This window comes from Bacillus sp. FSL R5-0523 (assembly GCF_037975295.1).
Lineage (GTDB): Bacteria > Bacillota > Bacilli > Bacillales > Bacillaceae > Bacillus > Bacillus subtilis.
Window position 1 is genome coordinate 1,283,000 of sequence record NZ_CP150251.1, and the last position, 24,293, is coordinate 1,307,292.

At 45.9% G+C, this 24,293-nt stretch carries 23 protein-coding genes; 18 read left to right on the forward strand and 5 right to left on the reverse strand.

Annotation, left to right across the window (positions count from 1 at the left end; translation table 11 throughout):
• The first annotated feature begins 22 nt into the window (after positions 1–22).
• The 4 genes from fdhF to NYE53_RS06655 all read left to right on the forward strand — a co-directional run bounded on the left by fdhF (position 23) and on the right by NYE53_RS06655 (position 5,077).
• Complete coding sequence (fdhF, locus tag NYE53_RS06640; protein WP_339247863.1) at positions 23–2,980, forward strand: formate dehydrogenase subunit alpha; 2,958 nt, start codon at positions 23–25, stop codon at positions 2,978–2,980.
• Positions 2,973–3,533: a DUF1641 domain-containing protein gene (locus NYE53_RS06645; protein ID WP_003232799.1), complete on the forward strand. Its 561-nt coding sequence runs from the start codon at positions 2,973–2,975 to the stop codon at positions 3,531–3,533. Before fdhF ends, NYE53_RS06645 begins: the two co-directional genes overlap by 8 nt.
• Before the next feature lie 197 nt (positions 3,534–3,730).
• Positions 3,731–4,372, forward strand: a complete 642-nt coding sequence (locus tag NYE53_RS06650) for a DUF4352 domain-containing protein (RefSeq protein WP_003244850.1) — start codon at positions 3,731–3,733, stop codon at positions 4,370–4,372.
• A gap of 78 nt (positions 4,373–4,450) precedes the next feature.
• Positions 4,451–5,077, forward strand: a complete 627-nt coding sequence (locus NYE53_RS06655; RefSeq protein ID WP_251186970.1) for an NUDIX hydrolase — start codon at positions 4,451–4,453, stop codon at positions 5,075–5,077.
• A gap of 30 nt (positions 5,078–5,107) precedes the next feature.
• Here NYE53_RS06655 and NYE53_RS06660 read toward each other — a convergent pair whose 3' ends face one another.
• Positions 5,108–5,386: a hypothetical protein gene (locus tag NYE53_RS06660; RefSeq protein WP_003232791.1), complete on the reverse strand. Its 279-nt coding sequence runs from the start codon at positions 5,384–5,386 to the stop codon at positions 5,108–5,110.
• A 389-nt stretch (positions 5,387–5,775) separates the two neighbouring features.
• On the opposite strand from NYE53_RS06660, the gene yjiB reads away from it, so the two are divergent.
• On the forward strand, positions 5,776–6,966 hold the full coding sequence (yjiB, locus tag NYE53_RS06665; RefSeq protein WP_339247867.1) for a monooxygenase YjiB: 1,191 nt from the start codon (positions 5,776–5,778) through the stop codon (positions 6,964–6,966).
• A gap of 22 nt (positions 6,967–6,988) precedes the next feature.
• Positions 6,989–8,167, forward strand: coding sequence for a glycosyltransferase (locus NYE53_RS06670; protein ID WP_336156320.1), 1,179 nt, complete (start codon positions 6,989–6,991; stop codon positions 8,165–8,167).
• 40 nt (positions 8,168–8,207) lie between these two features.
• On the opposite strand, the gene NYE53_RS06675 is transcribed toward NYE53_RS06670, so the two are convergent.
• Positions 8,208–8,396 carry a hypothetical protein gene (locus tag NYE53_RS06675; protein WP_003232781.1) on the reverse strand — a complete coding sequence of 63 codons (189 nt, stop codon included), beginning with the start codon at positions 8,394–8,396 and terminating at the stop codon, positions 8,208–8,210.
• Positions 8,397–8,569: 173 nt separating this feature from the next.
• Here NYE53_RS06675 and NYE53_RS06680 point away from each other — a divergent pair, with 173 nt between their 5' ends.
• Positions 8,570–9,382 (forward strand): uroporphyrinogen-III synthase, encoded by an 813-nt coding sequence (locus NYE53_RS06680; RefSeq protein WP_339247869.1) that lies wholly within the window; start codon positions 8,570–8,572, stop codon positions 9,380–9,382.
• A 45-nt stretch (positions 9,383–9,427) separates the two neighbouring features.
• Here NYE53_RS06680 and fetB read toward each other — a convergent pair whose 3' ends face one another.
• From fetB to NYE53_RS06695, 3 genes are all read right to left on the reverse strand, one after another.
• On the reverse strand, positions 9,428–10,180 hold the full coding sequence (gene fetB / locus NYE53_RS06685) for an iron export ABC transporter permease subunit FetB (RefSeq protein WP_003232776.1): 753 nt from the start codon (positions 10,178–10,180) through the stop codon (positions 9,428–9,430).
• Positions 10,180–10,932, reverse strand: coding sequence for an ATP-binding cassette domain-containing protein (locus NYE53_RS06690; RefSeq protein WP_339247870.1), 753 nt, complete (start codon positions 10,930–10,932; stop codon positions 10,180–10,182). The genes fetB and NYE53_RS06690 overlap by 1 nt, the downstream gene beginning before the upstream one ends.
• A gap of 119 nt (positions 10,933–11,051) precedes the next feature.
• Positions 11,052–12,026 carry a multidrug resistance efflux transporter family protein gene (locus NYE53_RS06695; RefSeq protein ID WP_020425117.1) on the reverse strand — a complete coding sequence of 325 codons (975 nt, stop codon included), beginning with the start codon at positions 12,024–12,026 and terminating at the stop codon, positions 11,052–11,054.
• A gap of 131 nt (positions 12,027–12,157) precedes the next feature.
• Between NYE53_RS06695 and NYE53_RS06700 the strand changes: the two genes are divergently transcribed.
• From NYE53_RS06700 to NYE53_RS06750, 11 genes are all read left to right on the forward strand, one after another.
• On the forward strand, positions 12,158–12,655 hold the full coding sequence (locus tag NYE53_RS06700; protein WP_339247872.1) for a cupin domain-containing protein: 498 nt from the start codon (positions 12,158–12,160) through the stop codon (positions 12,653–12,655).
• A gap of 388 nt (positions 12,656–13,043) precedes the next feature.
• Positions 13,044–13,466 (forward strand): DUF1641 domain-containing protein, encoded by a 423-nt coding sequence (locus NYE53_RS06705; RefSeq protein WP_003220510.1) that lies wholly within the window; start codon positions 13,044–13,046, stop codon positions 13,464–13,466.
• A gap of 39 nt (positions 13,467–13,505) precedes the next feature.
• Positions 13,506–14,684, forward strand: a complete 1,179-nt coding sequence (locus NYE53_RS06710; protein ID WP_003232765.1) for an FAD-dependent oxidoreductase — start codon at positions 13,506–13,508, stop codon at positions 14,682–14,684.
• A 196-nt stretch (positions 14,685–14,880) separates the two neighbouring features.
• Positions 14,881–16,302 (forward strand): glucuronate isomerase, encoded by a 1,422-nt coding sequence (uxaC, locus tag NYE53_RS06715; RefSeq protein WP_339247875.1) that lies wholly within the window; start codon positions 14,881–14,883, stop codon positions 16,300–16,302.
• Positions 16,303–16,370: 68 nt separating this feature from the next.
• A complete protein-coding gene (locus NYE53_RS06720) occupies positions 16,371–17,750 on the forward strand; it encodes an MFS transporter (RefSeq protein ID WP_123373419.1) in 1,380 nt (459 codons plus the stop codon).
• Positions 17,751–17,854: 104 nt separating this feature from the next.
• Positions 17,855–18,868, forward strand: coding sequence for an ureidoglycolate dehydrogenase (gene allD / locus NYE53_RS06725; protein ID WP_327829614.1), 1,014 nt, complete (start codon positions 17,855–17,857; stop codon positions 18,866–18,868).
• 5 nt (positions 18,869–18,873) lie between these two features.
• Positions 18,874–19,893: a zinc-binding alcohol dehydrogenase family protein gene (locus NYE53_RS06730; protein WP_339247877.1), complete on the forward strand. Its 1,020-nt coding sequence runs from the start codon at positions 18,874–18,876 to the stop codon at positions 19,891–19,893.
• A gap of 24 nt (positions 19,894–19,917) precedes the next feature.
• The gene (uxuA, locus tag NYE53_RS06735) at positions 19,918–20,997 is read left to right on the forward strand and encodes a mannonate dehydratase (RefSeq protein ID WP_339247879.1); all 1,080 of its coding nucleotides are present in this window, start codon (positions 19,918–19,920) and stop codon (positions 20,995–20,997) included.
• On the forward strand, positions 20,994–21,830 hold the full coding sequence (locus tag NYE53_RS06740; RefSeq protein ID WP_038828735.1) for an SDR family oxidoreductase: 837 nt from the start codon (positions 20,994–20,996) through the stop codon (positions 21,828–21,830). The genes uxuA and NYE53_RS06740 overlap by 4 nt, the downstream gene beginning before the upstream one ends.
• Before the next feature lie 47 nt (positions 21,831–21,877).
• Complete coding sequence (locus NYE53_RS06745; RefSeq protein WP_003245531.1) at positions 21,878–23,146, forward strand: MFS transporter; 1,269 nt, start codon at positions 21,878–21,880, stop codon at positions 23,144–23,146.
• Between the two features lie 87 nt (positions 23,147–23,233).
• Positions 23,234–24,235 (forward strand): LacI family DNA-binding transcriptional regulator, encoded by a 1,002-nt coding sequence (locus NYE53_RS06750; protein WP_021479486.1) that lies wholly within the window; start codon positions 23,234–23,236, stop codon positions 24,233–24,235.
• Positions 24,236–24,293: the final 58 nt, after the last annotated feature.

Consider the following 24,293-nt stretch of genomic DNA (forward strand, 5'->3'; position numbering starts at 1 on the left):
AAAGCAAGAAAGGGGAATGGAGATGGCTGGCAAGAAAAAAATCACAATAAACGGCGTTGAATTGGAAGCGTCCGAGGAACAGACGGTGCTGCAGCTTTTGAATAAGAGCTCGATTGAAGTGCCGCAAGTTTGCTATCATCCAAGCTTAGGACCGATTGAAACATGTGATACGTGCATCGTCAGCATCAATGGTGAGCTGAAGAGGTCGTGCTCCGCTGAATTAAAGGATGGGGATATCATTGATACGCTCTCACCTGACGTGAAAAAAGCGCAGGTCATCGGGATGGACAAGATTTTATATAATCATGAGCTTTATTGTACAGTTTGCGATTACAACAATGGGGGATGCGAAATACATAATACGGTGAAGGAAATGAAAATCAATCACCAAAGCATTCCGTTTGATCACAAGCCATACCATAAGGATGAATCCCATCCGTTTTATCGGTATGATCCAGATCAATGTATATTGTGCGGACGCTGTGTTGAAGCATGCCAGGACGTTCAGGTAACTGAAACGCTGACCATTGACTGGGAGCGGGAACGCCCGCGCGTCATTTGGGATAACGACGTGCCGATCAATGAGTCGTCATGTGTGTCATGCGGCCATTGTTCAACGGTCTGTCCGTGCAACGCGATGATGGAAAAAGGAATGGAAGGGGAAGCCGGATATTTAACAGGCATCAATAACGAAACGCTGCGACCGATGATCGAGATCACGAAAGGCGTAGAGACAGGCTACGGCTCGATTCTCGCGATTTCTGATATGGAATCCGCTATGCGCGATGAACGAATCAAAAAAACGAAAACCGTCTGCACGTATTGCGGCGTCGGCTGCAGCTTTGATGTCTGGACAAAGGGCAGAGACATTCTGAAAGTAGAGCCGCAGGAGGAAGCGCCAGCCAACGGCATTTCTACTTGTGTGAAAGGCAAGTTCGGCTGGGATTTCGTTAACAGCGAAGAACGCCTGACAAAGCCGCTGATCCGTGAAGGTGACCATTTCCGTGAAGCAGAGTGGGAGGAGGCGTTATCGCTGATCGCCAGCAAGTTCACTGAATTAAAAGAGGCGTTTGGCCCGGATTCTCTCGCTTTTATTACATCTTCTAAATGTACAAATGAAGAATCGTATCTTATGCAAAAGCTGGCCAGAGGGGTCATTGGCACAAATAATGTGGACAACTGCTCTCGCTATTGCCAATCTCCTGCGACTGCCGGCCTGTTCCGGACAGTCGGCTATGGCGGTGATTCAGGATCAATTACAGATATCGCGCAAGCGGACCTTGTTTTGATTATCGGTTCGAACACGTCTGAGTCGCATCCAGTCTTATCCACTCGCATTAAACGGGCTCATAAGCTGAGAGGGCAGAAAGTGATCGTCGCGGATATCAGAAAGCACGAAATGGCAGAGCGCTCAGATTTATTTGTCCAGCCGCGTGCCGGATCGGATATCGTCTGGCTGAATGCGATCGCCAAATATTTAATAGAAAACGGCAAGGCCGATGAACGATTTTTGAGAGAAAGAGTGAACGGACGGGATGAATATATAAAAAGCCTCGCGCCGTACACACTTGAATATGCTGAGGAGAAAACCGGGATTGATCAAGAAACCCTTATCCAAATGGCAGAGATGATCGGGCAAGCTGACAGTGTGTGCGCATTGTGGGCGATGGGCGTGACACAGCATATTGGAGGAAGCGACACGAGCACGGCGATCTCTAACCTGCTGCTTGTGACAGGAAACTACGGAAAACCGGGAGCAGGTTCTTACCCATTGCGCGGTCATAATAACGTGCAGGGAGCAAGTGACTTCGGGAGTATGCCTGACAGAATGCCAGGCTATGAAAAAGTGACGGATGAACAAGTCCGCCAAAAATACGAGCGTGTGTGGGGTGTGCCGCTGCCGAAAGAGCCGGGTATGACCAACCACGAAATGATTGAAAAAATCCATTCCGGACAGCTGAAAGCGATGTATGTAAAAGGTGAAGAAATGGGCCTGGTGGATTCCAATATCAATCATGTACACGCCGCATATGAAAAGCTTGATTTCTTTGTGGTGCAGGACATTTTCCTTTCACGTACAGCGGAGTTTGCTGATGTGGTTCTTCCTGCGAGCCCAAGCCTTGAAAAAGAAGGAACGTTTACAAACACAGAACGCCGGATTCAGCGTTTGTATCAGGTATTTGAACCGCTGGGTGAATCAAAGCCGGATTGGCAGATTATTATGGAGGTTGCCAATAAGCTTGGCGCCGACTGGCACTATAAGCATCCTGCAGACATTATGGAGGAAGCAGCCAAGCTGTCGCCGATTTATGCCGGTGTCACCTATGAACGTCTTGAGGGCTATAATTCCCTGCAATGGCCTGTAAACGCTGATGGAAAGGATTCGCCTTTACTCTTTACAGAGCGCTTCCCTTTCCCGGACGGCAAGGCCATTCTCTACCCTGTCCAGTGGACAGAGCCTGAGGAATTCGGTGAGGAATATGATATCCATGTCAACAATGGGCGGCTCTTGGAGCACTTCCACGAAGGGAACCTGACTTACAAATCAAAAGGGATTTCGGAAAAAACACCGGAAGTGTTCTTAGAAATTTCTTCTGAGCTTGCGGCAGAACGAGGGATTCAGGACGGAACCCTCGTCAGACTCACATCGCCTTTCGGAAATGTCAAAGTGAAGTGCCTGATTACTGATCGAGTCAAAGGGAAGGAAGTATATCTGCCAATGAACGATTCAGGGGAAGCGGCGATCAACCTGTTAACAGGCAGCCATGCCGATAAGGATACCGATACGCCTGCTTACAAGGAAACATCGGCCAAAATGGAAATTTTGAAGCACGACGGAATCAGCCCGCTGCCTAAGATCAACCACCGCAACGGCAATCCGCAGCCGCAAATCGGTGTGCAGGTTCATAAGAAATGGGCGCGGAAGGATTATATTTTCCCTGGTGACGCTGTGAAAAGGGGGGTGGGCCATAATGGCTAAAGCAATTAAACGAATCCAAAAAATCGAGGTAACAGAAGAGGATCAGCGAAAGCGTGATTTGCGGGAAATTGAAGATGCTCTAATTGACCACAAAGAAGCGATTCTCGAAACATTGCATATGCTGGGCCATATGAACGAGCGCGGTGTCCTGCCGTTGCTCCGCGGCCTTTTTGGCCAAGGGGATAAAGTTCTTGATATCCTGGTGAAAAAGGCAGATACAGAGGAAACAGCCAATACGCTGAAAAATCTGCTTCTTCTGTTTGGGACACTCGGCATGCTGGACGTGAAGCAGCTGGAGCCTCTCATTTTGAAAGTGAATGCGGGTGTGGCAAGTGCTGTAGAGCAGAAAAACAGCGAAGAAAAGACAGGTTATTTTGATATTATCCGCTCGCTAAAAGACCCGGAAATCAACAAATCAATTACACTACTCTTTTCCTTTTTAAAAGGAATGGGACAAGATACAAAGGAGCTGGAACGCACGACGCAGCCTCCGGAACACCAAAAACATCATCAGGAACCTCGAGAGAAAAGAGGAATGAACAAGCGAGATTGACCTCCCACCCGAGCGGCTTCAGCCAGCTCGGGTTTTTTTGATGAAAAGGTCTAATGGACTAGTAAAAAATATTCAAATACTAGGAAGAAGTAAGATTGTGATGAATGAGATAGAAATAATCGTTACTTTCTTACCTGTTAAGAAAAGGAAAAATCTGATTATAATAGAAATCGATTACTTTAGATGGGGGAACAATCATGAAAAAAGTCTTATTACTATTATTTGTCTTGACGATCGGGTTAGCGCTTTCAGCGTGCAGCCAATCGAGCGATGCGTCAGAGAAGGAAAAACCGAAAGAGAAAAAATCGCAAGAAGAGCTTGAAAAGGAACTTGATAAGGAATTGAAAAAAGGCGGTGAGCCGAAGACCAAAAAAGATGATCAAATACATAAAATAGGAGAAACATTTAAAGCAGGACATACGAATTTTACAGTGAATAAAGTTGATAGAGTGCAAAAAGGTGAATATATGAATGTTGGCGGAGCTGTAAATGAGGAGACAAAAACAATAAAAGATGATGAGGAACGGCTTATTATAGAAGTTACGATGGAAAATATAGGGGAAGATTCAATAAGCTACAATTTTATCGGGTTTGATTTAAGAGATAAGAATGATCAATCAGTGCGGCCTGTTTTTTCTATAGAAGAGAAGGGCAGAATCCTTATGGGAGGAACACTAGTATCGGGGAAAAAGGTTACAGGTGTACTCAGTTATGTCATCCCTAAAGGAGAACAGAAACATTACACACTGGTATATAATCCGTTTTTAGCTGATACAAATAGCAGTAATACAGAAGAGAGAGTAAAGGACGATATTGATTACTTGGTGAAGTTAGATTAGAAGCTAATTTACAGTTGCACGTTTTTCATCTGTGGAAAACGTGCATTTTTTATAGCGAAACTTGACTTGAAAGGATGAGTGATAAAAGTGCAAACCAAATGGCTGGAACGGGTACAGCGGATTCGGGCGATCGCACAGGCGGGGCTTGCTTTTTCCAAGGATGTGTACGACAGGGAGAGGTACGAAGAGCTAATGAAGCTCAGCGCGGAAATGATGGCGGATTACTCGGAGAAGGACATTGAAGTCATCACTGATTTATGGCAAGGCGAGAAGGGCTATCCGACACCGAAAGCGGATGTGCGCGGCGCAGTATTCCGAGAGAATCAGATTTTGCTTGTCCGGGAGAAGCATGATGAGCTGTGGTCGCTGCCGGGTGGATTTTGCGAGATTGGTTTATCGCCAGCTGAAAACGTCGTCAAGGAAATCAAAGAAGAGTCGGGGTACGATACAGAGCCGTCTCGATTGCTGGCCGTGCTAGACAGCCATAAACACTCTCATCCCCCTCAGCCTTATCACTATTATAAAATCTTCATCGCATGCAGCATGACGGGCGGGCAGGGGAAAACAGGGATCGAGACGAATCATGCCGCTTTTTTTCCGGAAGACAGACTCCCGCCGCTTTCTCCTAAACGAAACACACCCTCACAGCTTAGCATGCTGTTTGACTTTTTGCGCCATCCGGACAAGAAAACGATATTTGACTAAAAAAGAAAGAGCCAATGGGCTCTTTCTTTTTTATAATGTAATGTGTTTTTCGTTGGCGAGTTTTAGAAGGGTCAAAATAGAATCGGCTTGTTTATGGCCGAGTTTTTGCTTTAATTTGTTTTCTTCAACTAATCGGCTGCCATAAATTTTGACAGAGGCTTTGTCGACGACAGTATGCCAGTTTTCCTGTTTTTTTCCCTCAACAAGCGGTTTTTCATGTCTCTCAGAAAAAGAGAACACAAAGAGTACGAATGCAAGTGAAAGTAGGATGCCGACAACTTGTTTTTTGTAATCAGTCTGTGCTGCCACGTTGTTCTCTCCTTCACCTTTTACCTTCTATTTAATCATAGAATCAGCTTATTTTACATAATGGGAAAGTCATTTTTGGAGTTAGTGCATTTGGTTGAAAACAGAGACGTTTTTTGAGCGGAGCGGTGCAATTGAATCCATATTGGATTTGCGTGCTTATGCCTAAGGTCACGTTGTGAGCCAAAACAGCAGTGCAGAATAGAAAAAAATTGAAAGATTATGGTAAGATGAACGAAATTCGAGGGGGAATATATGATGCCTGCATCGAACATCGTGATCGCCTGCCTGCTGTTATCAATTTGATTATTTGTGGTAGTCCCTCTCTTTTTCGAAAGCGGGAGGTGAAGTGGAACATTAATTGCTGATTCTTTCAAGGGGAGTGACCGTACATGAATGTGTTAAACCGCCGGCAAGCCTTGCAGCGAGCGCTGCTCAATGGGAAAAACAAACAGGATGCGTATCATCCGTTTCCATGGTACGAATCGATGAGAAAGGATGCGCCTGTTTCCTTTGATGAAGAAAATCAAGTGTGGAGCGTTTTTCTTTATGATGATGTCAAAAAAGTTGTTGGGGATAAAGAGCTGTTTTCCAGTTACATGCCGCAGCAGACAAGCTCTATTGGAAATTCCATCATTAACATGGACCCGCCGAAACATACAAAAATCCGTTCAGTCGTGAATAAAGCCTTCACTCCGCGTGTGATGAAGCAATGGGAACCGAGAATTCAAGAAATCACAGATGAACTGATTCAAAAATTTCAGGGGCGCAGTGAGTTTGACCTTGTGCACGATTTTTCATACCCGCTTCCGGTTATTGTGATATCTGAGCTGCTGGGAGTGCCTTCAGCGCATATGGATCAGTTTAAAGCATGGTCTGATCTTCTGGTCAGTACACCGAAGGATAAAAGTGAAGAAGCTGAAAAAGCCTTTTTGGAAGAACGAGATAAGTGTGAGGAAGAACTGGCTGCGTTTTTTGCCGGCATCATAGAAGAAAAGCGAAACAAACCGGCACAGGATATTATTTCTATTTTAGTGGAAGCGGAAGAAACCGGCAAGAAGCTGTCCGGTGAAGAGCTGATTCCGTTTTGCACGCTGCTGCTGGTGGCCGGAAATGAAACCACTACAAACCTGATTTCAAATGCGATATACAGCATATTAGAAACGCCAGGCGTTTACGAGGAACTGCGCAGCCATCCTGAACTGATGCCTCAGGCAGTGGAGGAAGCCCTACGTTTCAGAGCGCCAGCCCCGGTTTTGAGGCGCATTGCCAAGCGGGATACGGAGATCGGGGAGCACCTGATGAAAGAAGGTGATATGGTTTTGGCGTTTGTGGCATCGGCAAATCGTGATGAAGCAAAGTTTGACAGACCGCACATGTTTGATATCCGCCGCCATCCCAACCCGCATATTGCGTTTGGCCATGGCATCCATTTTTGCCTTGGGGCTCCGCTTGCCCGTCTTGAAGCAAATATCGCGTTAACGTCTTTGATTTCTGCTTTTCCTCATATGGAGTGCGTCAGTATCACTCCGATTGAAAACAGTGTGATATACGGATTAAAGAGCTTCCGTGTGAAAATGTAATAGATAAGGAGACTGGAGATTCATGAAAAAGTACCATATTTCGATGATCAATATCCCGGCGTACGGACATGTCAATCCTACGCTTGCTTTAGTAGAGAAGCTTTGTGAGAAAGGGCATCGTGTCACGTACGCGACGACTGAGGAGTTTGCACCCGCTGTTCAGCAAGCCGGTGGAGAAGCATTGCTCTATCATACATCCTTGAATATTGATCCTAAGCAAATCAGGGAGATGATGGAAAAGAATGACGCGCCCCTCAGCCTTTTGAAAGAATCACTCAGCATTCTGCCACAGCTTGAGGAGTTATATAAGGATGATCAGCCTGATCTGATCATCTATGACTTTGTTGCGCTGGCTGGTAAATTATTTGCTGAAAAGCTTAATGTTCCGGTCATTAAGCTCTGTTCGTCATATGCCCAAAATGAATCCTTTCAGTTAGGAAATGAAGACATGCTGAAAAAAATAAGAGAAGCAGAAGCTGAATTTAAAGCCTACTTGGAGCAAGAGAAGTTGCCGGCTGTTTCATTTGAACAGTTAGCTGTGCCGGAAGCATTAAATATTGTCTTTATGCCGAAGTCTTTTCAGATTCAGCATGAGACGTTCGATGACCGTTTCTGTTTTGTCGGCCCCTCTCTCAGAGAACGGAAGGAAAAAGAAAGCCTGTTGATTGACAAGGATGATCGCCCGCTTATGCTGATTTCTTTGGGTACGGCGTTTAACGCATGGCCGGAATTTTACAAGATGTGCATCAAGGCATTTCGGGATTCTTCATGGCAAGTGATCATGTCGGTTGGGAAAACGATTGATCCAGAAAGCTTGGAGGATATTCCTGCTAACTTTACCATTCGCCAAAGTGTGCCACAGCTTGAGGTGTTAGAGAAAGCTGATTTGTTCATCTCTCATGGCGGGATGAACAGTACGATGGAAGCGATGAACGCAGGTGTGCCACTTGTCGTCATTCCGCAAATGTACGAGCAAGAGCTCACTGCAAATCGGGTTGATGAATTAGGCCTTGGCGTTTATTTGCCGAAAGAGGAAGTGACTGTTTCCAGCCTGCAGGAAGCGGTTCAGGCTGTATCCAGTGATCAAGAGCTGCTCAGCCGCGTCAAGAATATGCAAAAGGATGTAAAAGAAGCTGGCGGAGCGGAGCGTGCGGCAGCTGAGATTGAAGCGTTTATGAAAAAATCCGCTGTCCCGCAGTAAAAACATAAAAACCGAAATCAATTTGATTTCGGTTTTCTGTTTAAATATTTTTTTTCATCCCGCATCTCCGGCATTCTCTAAGAAATTTTCCGCCTTTTACAGAGCTTTTGAACAGTGTGTAATCACAGTTGTCGCAGCGCCCGCTGCGGGCGTCCGGATATTCATTGAATTCGTAAACAATCGATGTATCGTAGCCTTTTGTTTCATATTCTTCTTTTTTTGTTTCCATGTCGATCCTCCGTTACAAGACGTGTCTGCTGTTTATCTTACAGCAAGCTTCCGGCGTATTCAATGGATTTTAGAGGTTTGGGTTTATCTTGATTTCTCCCTTGGTTTGCGCCAAAATAGCTTTATTAAGCTTATATACATAAAAAGCCTATGCAAAGAGGAGAGGAAACGGGTATGGGAAAAGGGTTACTTGGAAAACGCGTGGCAATCGGTGGCTCACGAAAAACGGAAGAAATTAGTACAATCATTGAAAAACAGGGCGGAATACCTGTCATCCGGCCTCTCCAAGGCACGGTTTACTTAGCAGAGAAGCAGGTGGAGCCGGATTTGCGGACGTTTGCGGAAGAAAAAGCTGACTGGGTCATTTTCACGACAGGCATCGGGTTGGAGACTCTTGTCGATATGGCAGAGAAAATTGGACTGAAAGATGAGTTTCTGCAGGCCATTCGCCAAGCGAAAGCGGCATGCCGGGGATACAAAACGCTGTCTGCGTTGAAAAAGCTTGGGATCACACCGGAAGCTTCGGATGAAGACGGGACAACAAGAGGCTTAATCCGTTCTTTGGAGCCTCACGACTTTTCAGGAAAAACAGTCATGGTGCAGCTTCATGGCGAAAAAGCGCCAGCTCTCATCGCATTTCTTGAAGAAAAAGGCGCGTCTGTCCTGCCGATTCTGCCTTATCAGCACATCCCGCCGGAGGAGGAAACGGTGGAGCGGTTATGCCGAGAGCTGATGAACGGTGAGGTCGATGCCGTTTGTTTTACAACGGCCATTCAGGTTCGTTCCCTGTTTGATTTTGCTAAGGGGCGAGGTTATATCAATGAAGTGAAGAAGGTATTCGAAGAACGCGCCATCGCAGCTGCTGTCGGAAAAGTGACTGCTGAAGCACTGCGGGAAGAGGGCATTACGAGACTGCTTGCGCCAGAGATTGAGCGGATGGGTGCGATGATTGTTGAGCTGGCCAAGTATTATGAAGAAAAGGAATAACAAGTACAAAAAGCCGCTTTTCCCTCGGAAAGCGGCTTTTGTCTGTCATTCATTCTGCTTCAGCTGCTGATGAACGGTGAATAATGATGGGTATGTCAGGACGCTTAAGATTACACAAGTCAGCGCGGCTGAGGCCATCGTTGTAAACACGATTAAGAGTTGAAAGCGTACTGCCTGAATCGGGTCCGCGCCGGCTAGAATCTGGCCAGTCATCATGCCGGGAAGCTGGACAAGACCCAGTGTTTTCTGGCTTTCGAGCGTCGGGATCATACTCATTTTCATCGCTGAAGTAAGAATGCGCTGTATGGATTGCTTCGGTGTGCCGCCAAGTGACAATATTAATTGAATTTCTTCTTTGCGAACGCCGACTTCTGAGTTAAGCCGGTTTAGAAACAAACTTGAGAGCACCATCGAATTTCCGATGACCATCCCGCTGATCGGAATGACATATCGTGCCGTAAGCGGAATGATATGAAGAGACAGCAGAATTCCCTGCGTCACAATTTCTACGATTGCTAACGCGGCAAACACCCTCCAAAACGAACCGATAGTATTTTTCTTTCGCTTGATGACATTTTGCGCCGCCACCGCGAGCATTAACAGCACCATCAGCAGGATAAAAACAGGGTGGTCTCCGCGAAAAATCAGCGACAAAACATAACCGATGATAAGCAGCTGCACTGCGGCCCGGATGGTGGCGATGATCATGTCTTTTTCTACACCTGCTTTAAAGGATTTTGATAAAAACAAGGCGATCAAAACAAAGATCATCGTTAAAGAGAGAGAAAGGTAATCCATTACCGAGTGCCTCCCTTCAAAAATTCTTTTGCTGCTTCATGCTGCGGAGCGGAGAAAAATGTTTCGGTTTCAGCGATTTCAAGCAGCCGGCCATCTGCCATAAACCAAATGGTATCGGCTACTCGTTTTGCCTGCTCCATATTATGAGTGACCCACATGACTGTCCATTTTTTCTCTTGATGCTGACGTTTGATCAGTTCTTCAATCTCAAGAGCAGAAACCGGGTCCAAGGCCGATGTAATTTCGTCCAACAATAGAATGGAGGAAGGATTTGAGAGCGTTCTGGCCAGTGACAGTCTTTGCCGCTGCCCGCCCGATAAGTCTCTGGCGCTTCTGTCTAACAACTCTGGCGGCAGCCCTGCAAGAGAAGCCAGCTTTTCAGGAGAGTACAGCTGGGATTGATGCAGCCTTTGTACAAGACTTAAATTGTCACGCACTGTCCCGTCGAGCACGGGAGCCGATTGAAACGCGAGGGCTGCCGTTCGCCTCAGCTCATTGACATTCCATTCTCTGACTTCCTTTCCGTATATGTTGACTTCGCCGCTGTCAGGCGTTCTCATTAAATTACACATAGAAAGGAGGGTGCTTTTGCCTGTGCCGGAAGGACCTAAAACGGCTACGATTGCGCCCTGTTGAATGTCTCCGGTGACATCCTGCAGCACATCATAGGTTTGTCCATCTTGTTTATAGCTTTTTCGGACTGATCTGAAGGAGATGGCTGGTATGTTTTGTGTTTGATCGTTTGCTTCCATTACAATAATCACCTTTCAATATAAGTAGGCTGACATTATATTTAACTATAACGTGAAACAGATTCCTTTTGGTAGCACAAATAAAGGAGAACAGGCTTTCACCCATTCTCCTGCAGATGCTACGCAGTCAGATTTGACTGTGCTTTCTTTTTCGGTTTTCTCGGCTGTGAAGCGAAGGTATGTAACATCATCCCTGCTATTATAATGAATAAACCGGCAAATGATAAAAGAGATGGAAAAACGCCTGACAGCAGAACAATTTCACCAAGCAGCGCGAAAATCACTTCACCAGATTGAGTGGCTTCAACAGCTGCGAGTTTTTGCGGATTGTCTCTTACCATATCAGTGGCCCAGAAAAATAAAACCGTCGCAATGATGCCTGAGCTGACGGCAACGATAAAGGATTGAACGGTTTGGCTTGCTGTTGGAAGGCCATCTGACCACCAGCCGTAAGCTGCTAATATAAGCCAGAATGGGAGGCTTGCCAATGTCATTCCAAGCACGCGCTGAAATGTATCAAGCCGGCCTCCGTATTCTTCGAGCATTCTCCTGTTTCCTAACGGATAGGCAAAAGCCGCAATGACAACCGGCAGCACACTGAAAAGCAGCATCCTCCCAGAAAGCGATTCTGCATGCTGAAGCTGGATCAGAGCCGCTCCAATCAGGATGATCATGGAAGTGCCAAGTGAAACCAGGGGAATCTTTTGGCGAACGAGCTGCGGACCGCCCGGCATATCTTGTTTGACATAAAACAAAGGAGATAAGAGCACCCCGGCTACAATTGTAATTTGCCAGGTTCCGGCTATGAGCCACCCCGGACCGTATGCAGCCGCAAATGTAATCGGCGCGTAAAAAAGCACGAAGCCGACGAAGCTCCATTTGATCCAATAAAACGGCTTTTTCCTCATCTCTAGTAAGAGAGGCGTGAATGTCCCTCTCATGATGACAATCAAACATAAAAACGGCACCATAAAAATAAAGCGCAGCGAAGAGCTCCAAAGCCAGCTGCCTCCTGATAACTCCATCGCTCTGTTTAATATAAAGGTAACGGCGAAAAAGAGTGAAGCCAATATTCCGATAACGATAGCTTTCATGATATCCCTCATTCTGGCATTATTTTTTTATACTATACTATTCGGTATCATGCAGATCAATGGAATCATGAGAAAAACATCATGTTTTGCGAACCGCTATGTGTGGAAGACAAAAAAGGGAGGTGAAATTGATGGAAAAAGAGACACAGACATACCTCTTTCCGGATGACGGCAGGATTCCGAATCACCCTGATTTTCCGCTCGTGGTGTATCAAAACGCGCTTAAGGACACCGGACTGGCAGAGCGGATCGTCATCCGGCATGGCTGGTCAAACAGCTGGTCAGGGAGTGTTTTTCCATACCATCATTATCACAGCAATACGCATGAAGTCCTGATTGCCCTTAGGGGAGAGGCTGTGATTCAGTTTGGGGGAGAAAAAGGGGCTGCCATCCCTTTCAAATCAGGCGACGCAGTCGTGATTCCAGCCGGAGTCGGACATAAAAAGCTCAGCTCAAGTCCCGATTTTACTGTCCTTGGCGCCTATCCCGGTGGCGTTCAGTATGATATGAAGACGGGGAAGCCCAATGAGCGGGAGGAAGCGCTCAAACAGATTAAGCAGGCGGCGTTGCCGACGAATGATCCGATCACAGGAAAAAGAGAGCCTCTATTGGAAATATGGGTAAAGTGAAGGGGAGAAATTGCTGGATTGTCAATAACTAGTGCCGCAGAAACGATATGACATGAGCTCCATATAAATTAATTTCATAATCGAAGCAATTCACGTTCAAATTTTGTTCAAAAAGTGTTATCATATAGAAGGTAATCGAATTGGAGTTTTTTGTGTTTGCTATTTTCAGAGAGAGTAAAGGATTTTGACTTATTCAATTGTTTATTTTTAGATAAAAATAATACTGAATATGGCAAGATGAAAAACTGGGTAGTAAACATTTATTTTTGTAAATGATTGTGCACGAATTCACAATCCTTATTCTTATGCCTTAAAAGCGTGAGACAGGGAGAGGCACTACCCTTTCCAAAAAAATCAGCAAACTGCTTATAGTAAAGGAGAATTGGATATGCCAGAAACAATCGATCAAACAAATGCGTCTGTCAGCCAAAGCCAGCAAGATCTTATTGATCAGCTATTAAAGCCAGAAGTTCAAGAATCATTGACTGTTTTAGTTGACCAGCTTCCGAAGCTGACTGAGTTAGTGAATATTTTAACGAAGTCTTATGATTTCGCTCAGTCTGTAGCGACTGACGAAGTGTTAAAGAGCGACACAGTCGGTGCGATCACTGAAATTCTTGAGCCTGTAAAAGAAACAGCGAAAGAAGTAGCTGCGACTGCGATCGAAGCAAAAGACCGCGCGGAAGCAAGCAACGAAACAATTGGTCTTTTCGGCCTATTGCGTATGCTGAAAGATCCTCAAGCTCAAAAGCTGTTCCGTTTTGCTAACAGCTACCTTGAAGTCATGAACGAACGCGAAAACCAAAAATAATCTCAGATTCAAATTGATATAAAGGACGGAGGATATACGATGTCAAAACATATTGTCATTCTAGGCGCTGGTTATGGCGGAGTTCTTTCTGCTCTAACAGTTCGCAAACATTACACAAAAGAACAAGCACGCGTGACAGTGGTAAACAAATACCCTACTCACCAAATCATTACGGAATTACACCGCCTTGCTGCAGGCAACGTGTCTGAAAAAGCGGTTGCAATGCCATTAGAAAAACTTTTCAAAGGCAAAGACATTGATCTTAAAATTGCGGAAGTAAGCTCTTTCTCTGTTGATAAAAAAGAAGTTGCGCTTGCTGACGGTTCTACATTAACTTACGATGCGCTTGTTGTAGGTCTTGGTTCTGTAACGGCTTACTTCGGCATCCCAGGTCTTGAAGAAAACAGCATGGTATTGAAATCTGCTGCTGATGCGAACAAAGTCTTCCAGCATGTTGAAGATCGTGTGCGCGAGTACTCTAAAACGAAAAACGAAGCAGATGCAACAATCCTTATCGGCGGCGGCGGCTTAACAGGTGTTGAGCTTGTTGGTGAGCTTGCTGACATCATGCCGAACCTTGCGAAAAAATACGGCGTAGACCATAAAGAAATCAAATTAAAACTTGTTGAAGCAGGTCCGAAGATCCTTCCTGTTCTTCCGGATGATCTTATCGAGCGTGCGACTGCAAGCCTTGAAAAACGCGGCGTTGAGTTCTTAACAGGTCTTCCTGTTACAAATGTAGAAGGAAACGTAATTGATCTGAAAGACGGATCTAAAGTTGTTGCCAACACATTTGTTTGGACTGGCGGCGTACAAGGTAACCCATTAGTCGGTGAATCAGGTCTAGAAGTGAACCGCGGACGCGCGACTGTAAATGACTTCCTGCAATCTACATCTCATGAAGATGTATTCGTTGCTGGAGACAGCGCAGTTTACTTCGGTCCAGACGGCCGTCCATACCCGCCAACTGCACAAATCGCATGGCAAATGGGTGAGCTGATCGGTTACAACCTATTCGCTTACCTGGAAGGCAAAACGCTTGAAACATTCAAGCCAGTAAACTCTGGTACACTTGCAAGCCTTGGACGCAAAGACGCGGTTGCCATCATTGGTGCTAATTCTACACCGCTTAAAGGTCTTCCTGCTTCCTTGATGAAAGAAGCAAGTAATGTACGATATTTGACACATATTAAAGGACTTTTCAGCCTGGCTTACTAATCCTTTTAATGAATCTGGCATTGCCAAAAGCATTCCTTTCTGAGTGCTTTCTGGCAATGTCTTTTTTATGTTTATGACAGCGTTAACATTTCATTTTCAAAAAAGAGATTGATCCCAGAGGAATATAAAGGTAAAATAAAAACAAATCAAAATGTTAACGTTAACATTTTGAAATAGAATGAAAGACGGTGAGGACATGGAACCCTTCATGGGCGAAAACTTTTTATTGAAAAATAAAACCGCTGTCAGCCTCTATCATAATTATGCGAAAGACATGCCAATTATTGATTACCACTGCCACTTAAGTCCGAAAGAAATCTATGAAAATAAGACATTTCAAAACATCACGGAAGCCTGGCTGTATGGTGACCATTATAAATGGCGCATCATGAGAGCCAATGGAATTGAGGAGACATACATCACCGGAGATGCGCCTGATGAGGAGAAATTTATGGCTTGGGCGAAAACCGTGCCGATGGCGATCGGCAATCCGCTCTACAACTGGACTCACTTAGAATTGCAGCGTTTTTTTGGCATTTATGAAATTTTAAACGAGAAGTCCGGGCCGGCTATATGGAAACGAACAAATGAACTGCTCAAAGGGGAAGGCTTCGGGGCAAGGGATTTAATCGTGAAATCAAATGTAAAGGTTGTGTGCACCACGGATGACCCTGTCGATTCTCTTGAATACCATCTATTATTAAGAGAAGACAAAGACTTTCCTGTCAGCGTGCTGCCTGGATTTCGGCCGGATAAAGGACTTGAGATCAATCGTGATGGCTTTACTGAGTGGGTGCAGGCGCTTGAAGATGCCGCCGCCATATCCATTACAACCTATGATGAGTTTTTAAAGGCGTTGGAAAAACGAGTGCGATTCTTCCACTCAGCCGGCGGCAGAGTTTCTGATCACGCGATAGATTCAATGGTATTTGCCGAAACAACAAAAGAAGAAGCTGGACGGATTTTTTCTGACAGATTACAAGGAACAGAGGTTTCTTATGAAGATGAGAAGAAATTTAAGACACATACGCTTCAGTTTCTTTGCGGTTTGTATGCGGAGCTCGATTGGGCGATGCAGTTTCATATCAACGCTTTAAGAAACACGAATACAAAAATGATGAAAAGGCTCGGACCTGATACAGGCTATGATTCAATGAACGATGAAGAAATTGCTAAGCCTTTATACAAGCTGCTGAACTCAGTTGAGATGAAGAACCAGCTGCCGAAAACGATTTTATATTCATTGAATCCAAATGATAACTATGTCATCGCCAGCATGATCAACAGTTTTCAGGACGGTATTACCCCGGGAAAAATACAATTCGGCACAGCCTGGTGGTTTAACGATACTAAAGACGGGATGCTCGACCAAATGAAAGCGTTATCAAATGTTGGCCTTTTCAGCCGTTTTATCGGCATGCTCACCGATTCCAGAAGCTTTCTTTCGTATACGCGCCACGAATATTTCAGGCGGATCGTCTGCAATTTGATTGGAGAATGGGTGGAAAACGGCGAAGTGCCACGCGATATGGAGCTTCTGGGAAGCATCGTTCAGGGGATTTGCTATGACAATGCGAAACACTACTTTCAATTTCAAGAAGAGAAAGCAAACGTGTAACAAAGTGATCCGCTCAGTATCGCTGAGCGGATCACTATCCGAAAATTCTTAAGACACAGAGGTGGAACATGCGAACTGAACTGGCAAATAAGGTTGTGTCGGTCGAAACGGAAAAAAGGCTTTCATTGAAAGAGAAAATGTCCTATGGCTTTGGTGATTTTGGCAACGGTTTTATGTTTGATCTCGGCCAGATTTATTTATTGAAGTATTTCACTGATGTAGCGGGAATCCCCGCTGCGATGGCCGGCGGCATTTTTTTAGTCAGTAAGCTGTTTGCAGCGATAACAGATCCAATTGTCGGCTCATCAATCGATTATCGCAAAAACATCGGCAAACGGGGGAAATTCAGGCCTTATCTATTAATCGGCAGCATCGTGCTTGCGGTGCTTACTGTTCTTATTTTTCTGTCTCCCAATGTATCAACGACCGGAAAACTGATATATGCATATGCATCCTATATGATTTGGGGCATCGGTTATTCGTTTGTGAATATTCCGTACGGCTCATTAGGGGCAGCGATGACTCAAAATTCTGAGGACCGGACCTCCATTTCGACGTTCCGCCAAATCGGATCACTTGGCGCCTTGTTTATCACAAGTGTTGCCGTGATGCCGTTGCTCGTCAAGTTTGATAATCCGAAGGTCGGCTACCCGGTGGTCATGGGCTTGTTCGCCGCGCTCGGTGTGTTTTGGTTTTATATTTGCTACCGCAACTGCAAAGAGCGCATTGTCATATCGGAAGCACCCAAAGAAAAATTAACACTCTCATCTGTCGTCAAAACATTTATTACAAATAAACCGCTGTTAACCCTTGTCCTGATGACGATTTTTTCAATTTCCGCATACAACATTAAATCCGCTATGCTAGTCTATTTCGCACAATATAACCTGGGCAATGTTGAATTAATGGCTTATATGAACTTCATCATTATTGGTTCTTCCTTTTTGGGCGTCGTATTCCTTCCAAAGCTCGTCAAGATGTTTGGAAAGAAACGAACGGCAATGATCGGCTTCGGCATCAGTGTGGCCGCGGACCTGATCAACTTTATGCTCCCATCTAACGTGTATGTGTTTACAATTCTCGCCAGTATCGCCTTTATCGGAATCAGTATCCCAAATGGCATCACGTGGGCTCTTGTCTCCGATATTATCGACTATGGCGAATGGAAATCCGGTGAACGGAAGGAAGCAACGACATATTCACTTTTCAATTTCTCAAGAAAGCTTGCTCAATCTTTGTCTGGCTTTCTCTCGGGGATCGGTTTAGGGATTATCGGCTATGTGCCGAATGCAGTCCAGACAGCACAGGCGCTGATTGGCATCAAAGCGCTGCTTCTTCTGTATCCGGCCATTGCTTTGGCATTAGCGATGATCATTATCGGCTTTCTTTATAAACTCACAGACCAGCAGCATGCTCAGATCGTTCAGGATCTTCATCAAAAGAGCTGACAATATAATATAGAGAATATTTAAAATAATTTGTAAATAAAATGTGTTTGTAGGGGTTTCGCTAGGAAAGTGCCCAAAAAACTGAAAAGGAAGGAGGCTCTTACTTGAAAACGATAACAATTGCATCTGAAGAAGCAAAGGAACTCGTTCGGAAAAAGCTGGCCGGTGCCGGTTTGAATGAACGAGATGCTGAAAAAGTAGCAGATGTTCTCGTGCACGCTGATTTGCGCAATGTACATTCGCATGGCGTGCTGCGCACAGAACACTATGTGAACAGGCTTTTAGCGGGAGGGATCAATCCTGGGGCACAGCCTGTTTTTAAAGAAACGGGGCCTGTGACCGGGGTGCTTGACGGAGACGATGGTTTCGGTCATGTGAATTGCGACATGGCGATGGACCATGCAATTGACATGGCGAAGAAAAAAGGAGTCGGCATGGTCACGGCCGTAAACAGCAGCCATTGCGGAGCGCTAAGCTATTTTGTGCAAAAAGCGGCTGACGAAAAGCTGATCGGAATGGCAATGACGCATACAGACAGTATCGTTGTCCCATTTGGGGGGAGGACTCCTTTTTTAGGGACAAATCCGATTGCTTACGGTGTTCCGGCTAAGCATAAAAAACCGTTTATCCTAGATATGGCGACATCCAAAGTGGCTTTTGGGAAGATTCTGCAGGCCCGTGAAGAGGGCAAAGAAATTCCTGAAGGATGGGGAGTCGATGAAAACGGAGAAGCAGTAACTGATCCTGACAAGGTCGTCTCACTTTCAACATTCGGCGGCCCGAAAGGCTATGGACTATCGATTGTTGTGGATGTATTTTCAGGATTGCTGGCGGGCGCGGCCTTTGGCCCTCATATTGCCAAAATGTACAGCGGCCTTGATCAAAAAAGAAAGCTGGGGCATTACGTTTGCGCGATCAATCCAGCCTTTTTTACTGACTGGGATACGTTTTTAGAGCAGATGGATGCCATGATTGATGAACTGCAGCAATCAGCGCCGGCTGTTGGATTCGAAAGAGTGCATGTGCCCGGCGAGATCGAGCAGCTGCATGAAGAAAGAAATAAGAAAAACGGAATTTCTATTGCCCGGAGCGTGTATGAATTCTTAAAAAGCAGGTGAGTAAAATGAAAGCGGTTCAAGTGCGAAAAGCGTATGATCTGATGACAGCGGAGGTGAAGAAGCCAGTTCTTTCAAAGGATGATGAAGTGCTCGTGAAAGTCAAGCGAGTCGGCATTTGCGGTTCAGACATGCACATTTATCATGGAACGAATCCGCTTGCTACCCTCCCGAGAGTTATCGGACACGAGGTAACGGGACAAGTGGAGGTAGTTGGTGCGAATGTACAGAGCCTAAAACCCGGTGATCATGTGGTGATTGAGCCGATTTCTTATTGCGGATCGTGCTATGCCTGCCGCAAAGGGCGGCCGAATGTTTGCGCCAAGCTTTCTGTATTTGGCGTACATGAGGACGGAGGCATGCGGGAATATATTGTGCTTCCGGAAAGGCAGCTTCACGCGGTCTCAAAGGACTTGCCTTGGGAGGAAGCAGTCATGGCCGAGCCTTATACGATAGGCGCCCAGGCAGTGTGGAGAGGCCAAGTGGAAAAAGGTGATACCGTCCTGATCCAGGGAGCGGGGCCTATCGGGATCTGTGTGTTGAAAATGGCAAAGCTGGCGGGCGCTGCTGTCATGATGACTGACTTGAACAACGAGCGGCTGTTATTTGCGAAAGAAAACGGCGCCGATGCTGTTGTAAATGTCCAATCAGAACATGTTGCCGAGCGGGTCCTTGAATGGACTGGGAATGAAGGAGCAAACGTGGTCATTGATGCTGTTTGCCTGCCGGAGACTTTTGCACTTTCAATTGAGGCTGTGTCACCGGCGGGACATGTGGTTGTGCTTGGACTTGATGAAAGAGCGGCTCAGATTTCTCAGCTGCCAATTACAAAAAAAGAAGTCACGATAACCGGATCGCGATTGCAGACCAATCAGTTTCCAAAAGTGATAGGGCTTTTGAATGGAGGCCGGTTAGTGCATAACGGGCTGGTGACCCATACATTTTCAGTTGATGACGTTCATCATGCATTTCAGTTTATTAAGGAGCATCCAGATCAGGTGCGAAAAGCCGTCATCACGTTTGATTAAATGACTGAATCCGGAGGTGCGAGCATGAATATGACATTCCGATGGTATGGACGAGGCAACGATACAGTCACACTTGAACACGTGAAGCAAATTCCCGGAGTCAAAGGCATCGTTTGGGCTCTCCATCAAAAGCCTGTCGGCGACGTGTGGGAAAAAGAAGAAATCGGAGCCGAGACTGAATATATTCAATCCTATGGTTTTCATGCTGAAGTTGTAGAAAGCGTGAATGTTCACGAAGCAATTAAACTTGGGAACGAAGAACGTAGCCGGTATATTGAAAACTACAAGCAAACGATCCGCAACCTTGCCGGATTTGGCGTGAAAGTGATCTGCTATAATTTTATGCCGGTTTTTGACTGGACACGCACGGACATGTTCCGGCCGCTAGAAGATGGATCGACCGCTCTGTTTTTTGAAAAGGCCAAGGTGGAAAGCCTTGATCCTCAAGAGCTGATTCGGACGGTGGAGGATGCATCTGACATGACACTGCCGGGGTGGGAGCCCGAAAAATTGGCTCGGATCAAAGAGCTTTTTGCTGCCTACAGAACGGTCGATGAAGAAAAGCTATGGGACAATTTATCATTCTTTTTGCAGGAAATTCTTCCTGTTGCTGAGGCCTATGGTGTTCAAATGGCCATTCATCCGGATGACCCGCCGTGGCCGATTTTCGGACTGCCGCGCATTATCACAGGAGAGGCAAGCTATAAGAAACTGCGGGCGATATCAGATTCACCGTCTAATTGTATCACCCTTTGTACAGGTTCAATGGGAGCCAATCCCGCTAACGACATGGTGGAGATCGCTAAAACGTATGCCGGCATCGCTCCATTTTCACATATTCGCAATGTGAAAATTTATGAGAATGGTGATTTTATTGAAACATCTCATTTAACAAAGGATGGTTCAATCAACATTCAAGGCGTGATGGAAGAACTGCATAAGCAGGATTACGAAGGATATGTCAGACCGGATCATGGGCGCCATCTTTGGGGCGAGCAATGCCGCCCGGGATATGGCTTATACGATCGGGCACTTGGCATCATGTATTTGAACGGGCTGTGGGACGCCTATGAAGCAATGGCAAAAAAAGAGGTGGGCGTATGATCCCGCTGCATGAGAACCTGGCTGGTAAAACGGCTGTCATCACTGGCGGCAGCGGCGTGCTTTGCTCTGCGATGGCACGGGAGCTAGCCCGTCATGGCATGAAGGTGGCGATATTGAATCGGACGGCTGAAAAAGGCCAAGCGGTCGTGAAGGAGATAACGGCGGCTGGCGGCACAGCGTGCGCTGTTGCTGCGGATGTGCTGGACAGGATGTCACTGGAGCGGGCAAAGGAAGACATCCTTGGCCAATTTGGCGCTGTTGATCTGTTAATTAACGGGGCTGGCGGCAATCATCCTGCCGCGATAACCGATGTGGAGACATATGAAGAAGCGGGAGAAGGCCAATCCTTTTTTGATATGGATGAGAGGGGCTTTCTAACTGTATTCTCCACCAATTTCACCGGTGCGTTTCTGGCCTCGCAAGTGTTTGGAAAAGAGCTGCTGAAAGCCGATTCACCGGCGATTATCAATCTTTCTTCGATGAGTGCTTATTCACCTATGACGAAGGTTCCGGCATACAGTGCCGCCAAAGCATCGATCAATAATTTTACGATGTGGATGGCTGTTCATTTTGCCGAAACCGGGCTGCGGGTCAATGCGATTGCCCCAGGCTTCTTTCTGACAAAACAAAATCATGATCTGCTGATCAACCAAGACGGAACGTTCACCAGCCGATCTCACAAAATTATTGCGGGAACACCGATGAAGCGCTTCGGAAAACCCGAGGATTTGCTCGGTACGCTTCTTTGGCTGGCGGATGAATCCTATTCCGGTTTTGTCACTGGGATCACCGTTCCTGTCGATGGAGGATTTATGGCTTATTCAGGTGTGTAACGAAAGCGATGCAACAGAAACTGAACCAACATAGGGGTGAGGTTGAGATGTTTTCAAAAGATAAGCTTCCCGTTATCCTTTTTTTGTTCCTGGCAGGGGTGATTAATTACCTGGATCGCTCGGCGCTTTCCATTGCAGCTCCTTTTATTCAGGATGATCTCACATTGTCTGCAACGCAAATGGGCTTGATTTTCAGCAGTTTTTCGATTGGTTATGCGATTTTTAACTTTCTTGGGGGCGTGGCATCCGACCGCTATGGGGCAAAGCTGACCTTGTTTGTCGCGATGGTTGTTTGGTCGCTGTTTAGCGGAGCAGTCGCCCTTGCTTTTGGCTTTGTCAGTCTGCTGATTATACGCATTCTCTTCGGAATGGGAGAAGGCCCGCTTTCGGCGACCATCAACAAGATGGTGAACAACTGGTTCCCGCCGACCCAGCGGGCGTCTGTTATCGGTGTAACCAACAGCGGCACGCCGCTCGGGGGAGCCATTTCCGGCCCGATAGTCGGCATGATCGCAGTGGCGTTTAGCTGGAAGGTATCCTTCGTTCTCATTATGATTATTGGATTGATATGGGCAGTGCTCTGGTTTAAGTTTGTCAAAGAAAAGCCGCAAGAGACGATCAAGGAAGCACCGGCAATAAAAGCAGAAACGTCTCCCGGAGAAAAAATACCGCTCACCTTTTACCTGAAGCAAAAAACGGTCCTGTTCACGGCGTTCGCTTTTTTCGCTTACAACTACATCCTCTTCTTCTTTTTAACATGGTTTCCGAGCTATCTTGTCGACGAACGGGGATTAAGTGTTGAATCGATGAGTGTCATTACGGTCATCCCGTGGATTTTAGGCTTTATCGGGCTGGCTGCGGGGGGATTTGTTTCTGACTATGTGTACAAAAAAACGGCCCGAAAAGGTGTGCTGTTCTCGCGCAAGGTTGTGCTTGTCACGTGTTTGTTTTCATCAGCTGTCCTGATTGGTTTTGCCGGGCTTGTGGCAACGACTGCGGGGGCTGTCACTCTTGTCGCTCTGTCAGTGTTCTTTCTTTATTTGACCGGTGCTATCTATTGGGCTGTCATTCAAGATGTGGTTGATCAAAACAATGTCGGTTCTGTTGGCGGCTTCATGCATTTCCTCGCCAACACGGCAGGAATTATCGGCCCGGCTCTAACCGGATTTATTGTTGACCAAACAGGCACGTTTTCTGGAGCATTTTTGCTTGCCGGAGGGCTGGCTGTCTTCGCTTCACTTGCTGTGATTCGTTTTGTCCGTCCAATCATTGGCAAGCCAGCAGGAACAGAAGCTGAGAATCCTGTGTCTTATTAATCTGGAAATATAGTGGGAGAGGCGGTATGTTTGATGATACAATATACAGTAAATAATCGCAGCCGGTATGATAAGGAAGGGAATTAGATGGTAACCATAAAAGATATCGCAAAACTCGCAAACGTATCCCACACAACCGTTTCCAGAGCACTCAACAACAGTCCTTACATCAAAGAACATACGAAGAAAAAGATATTAGAGCTAGCAGAGCAGCTCAACTATACACCAAATGTAAATGCGAAAAGCCTGGCGATGCAAAAGTCGCATACGATCGGGCTATTCTTTACAAGCATTACAAACGGAACCTCACACAGCTTCTTTGCAGACACAATCAAAGGCGTCAATCAAGCCATAAGTGAGGATTACAATCTGTATGTGCGCGGCATTGATGATCTGAAAAACTATGACTCCGTTACACCGATGAGGTATGACGGCATCATTTTAATGAGCCAAAGTGACATTGATAATTCTTTCATTTACCATATTCGCGAAAAAAACATTCCGCTTGTCGTGCTGAATCGTGATATTGATGATCGCACCATCACGAATATTTTGTCCAATGACAAGGAAGGCTCTCAAGAAGCTGTAGAATACTTCATTCAGTCCGGCCATCAAGACATCGCCATCATCGAGGGGATCGAAGGCTTTAAATCCTCCCAGCAGCGAAAGGAAGGCTACTTATCTGCACTGATTCAACATCATATTCCGATCAAGCATGAATACAGTGTCAAAGGACAGTACGATATGGAAAGCGGCTTTCAAGCGATGGAGAGGCTGCTGGCACTGCCGAATCCTCCAACCGCTGTTTTTTGTTCGAATGATGACATGGCAATCGGAGCGATGAATGCGATATTCGCAAAGGGCCTGCGCGTTCCTGATGATATTTCGGTGATCGGGTTTGATGATATTGGGTTTTCACAGTACATCACGCCAAGACTTACAACAGTAAAGCGCCCAGTGGAGAAAATCAGCGTGCTCGGTGCGCAAAAACTCTTGTCTCTGATCAGCGAGCCCGAAACAAAAGCAGAAAAAATCTTGGAAAACACAGAATTCATGGTGCGTGATTCAGTCAGACGATTGACGACGTGATGCCCCGTTTTTCAGCGGGCATTCTTTTATAAAGAAAAATGTTAACGTGTGCATAAGA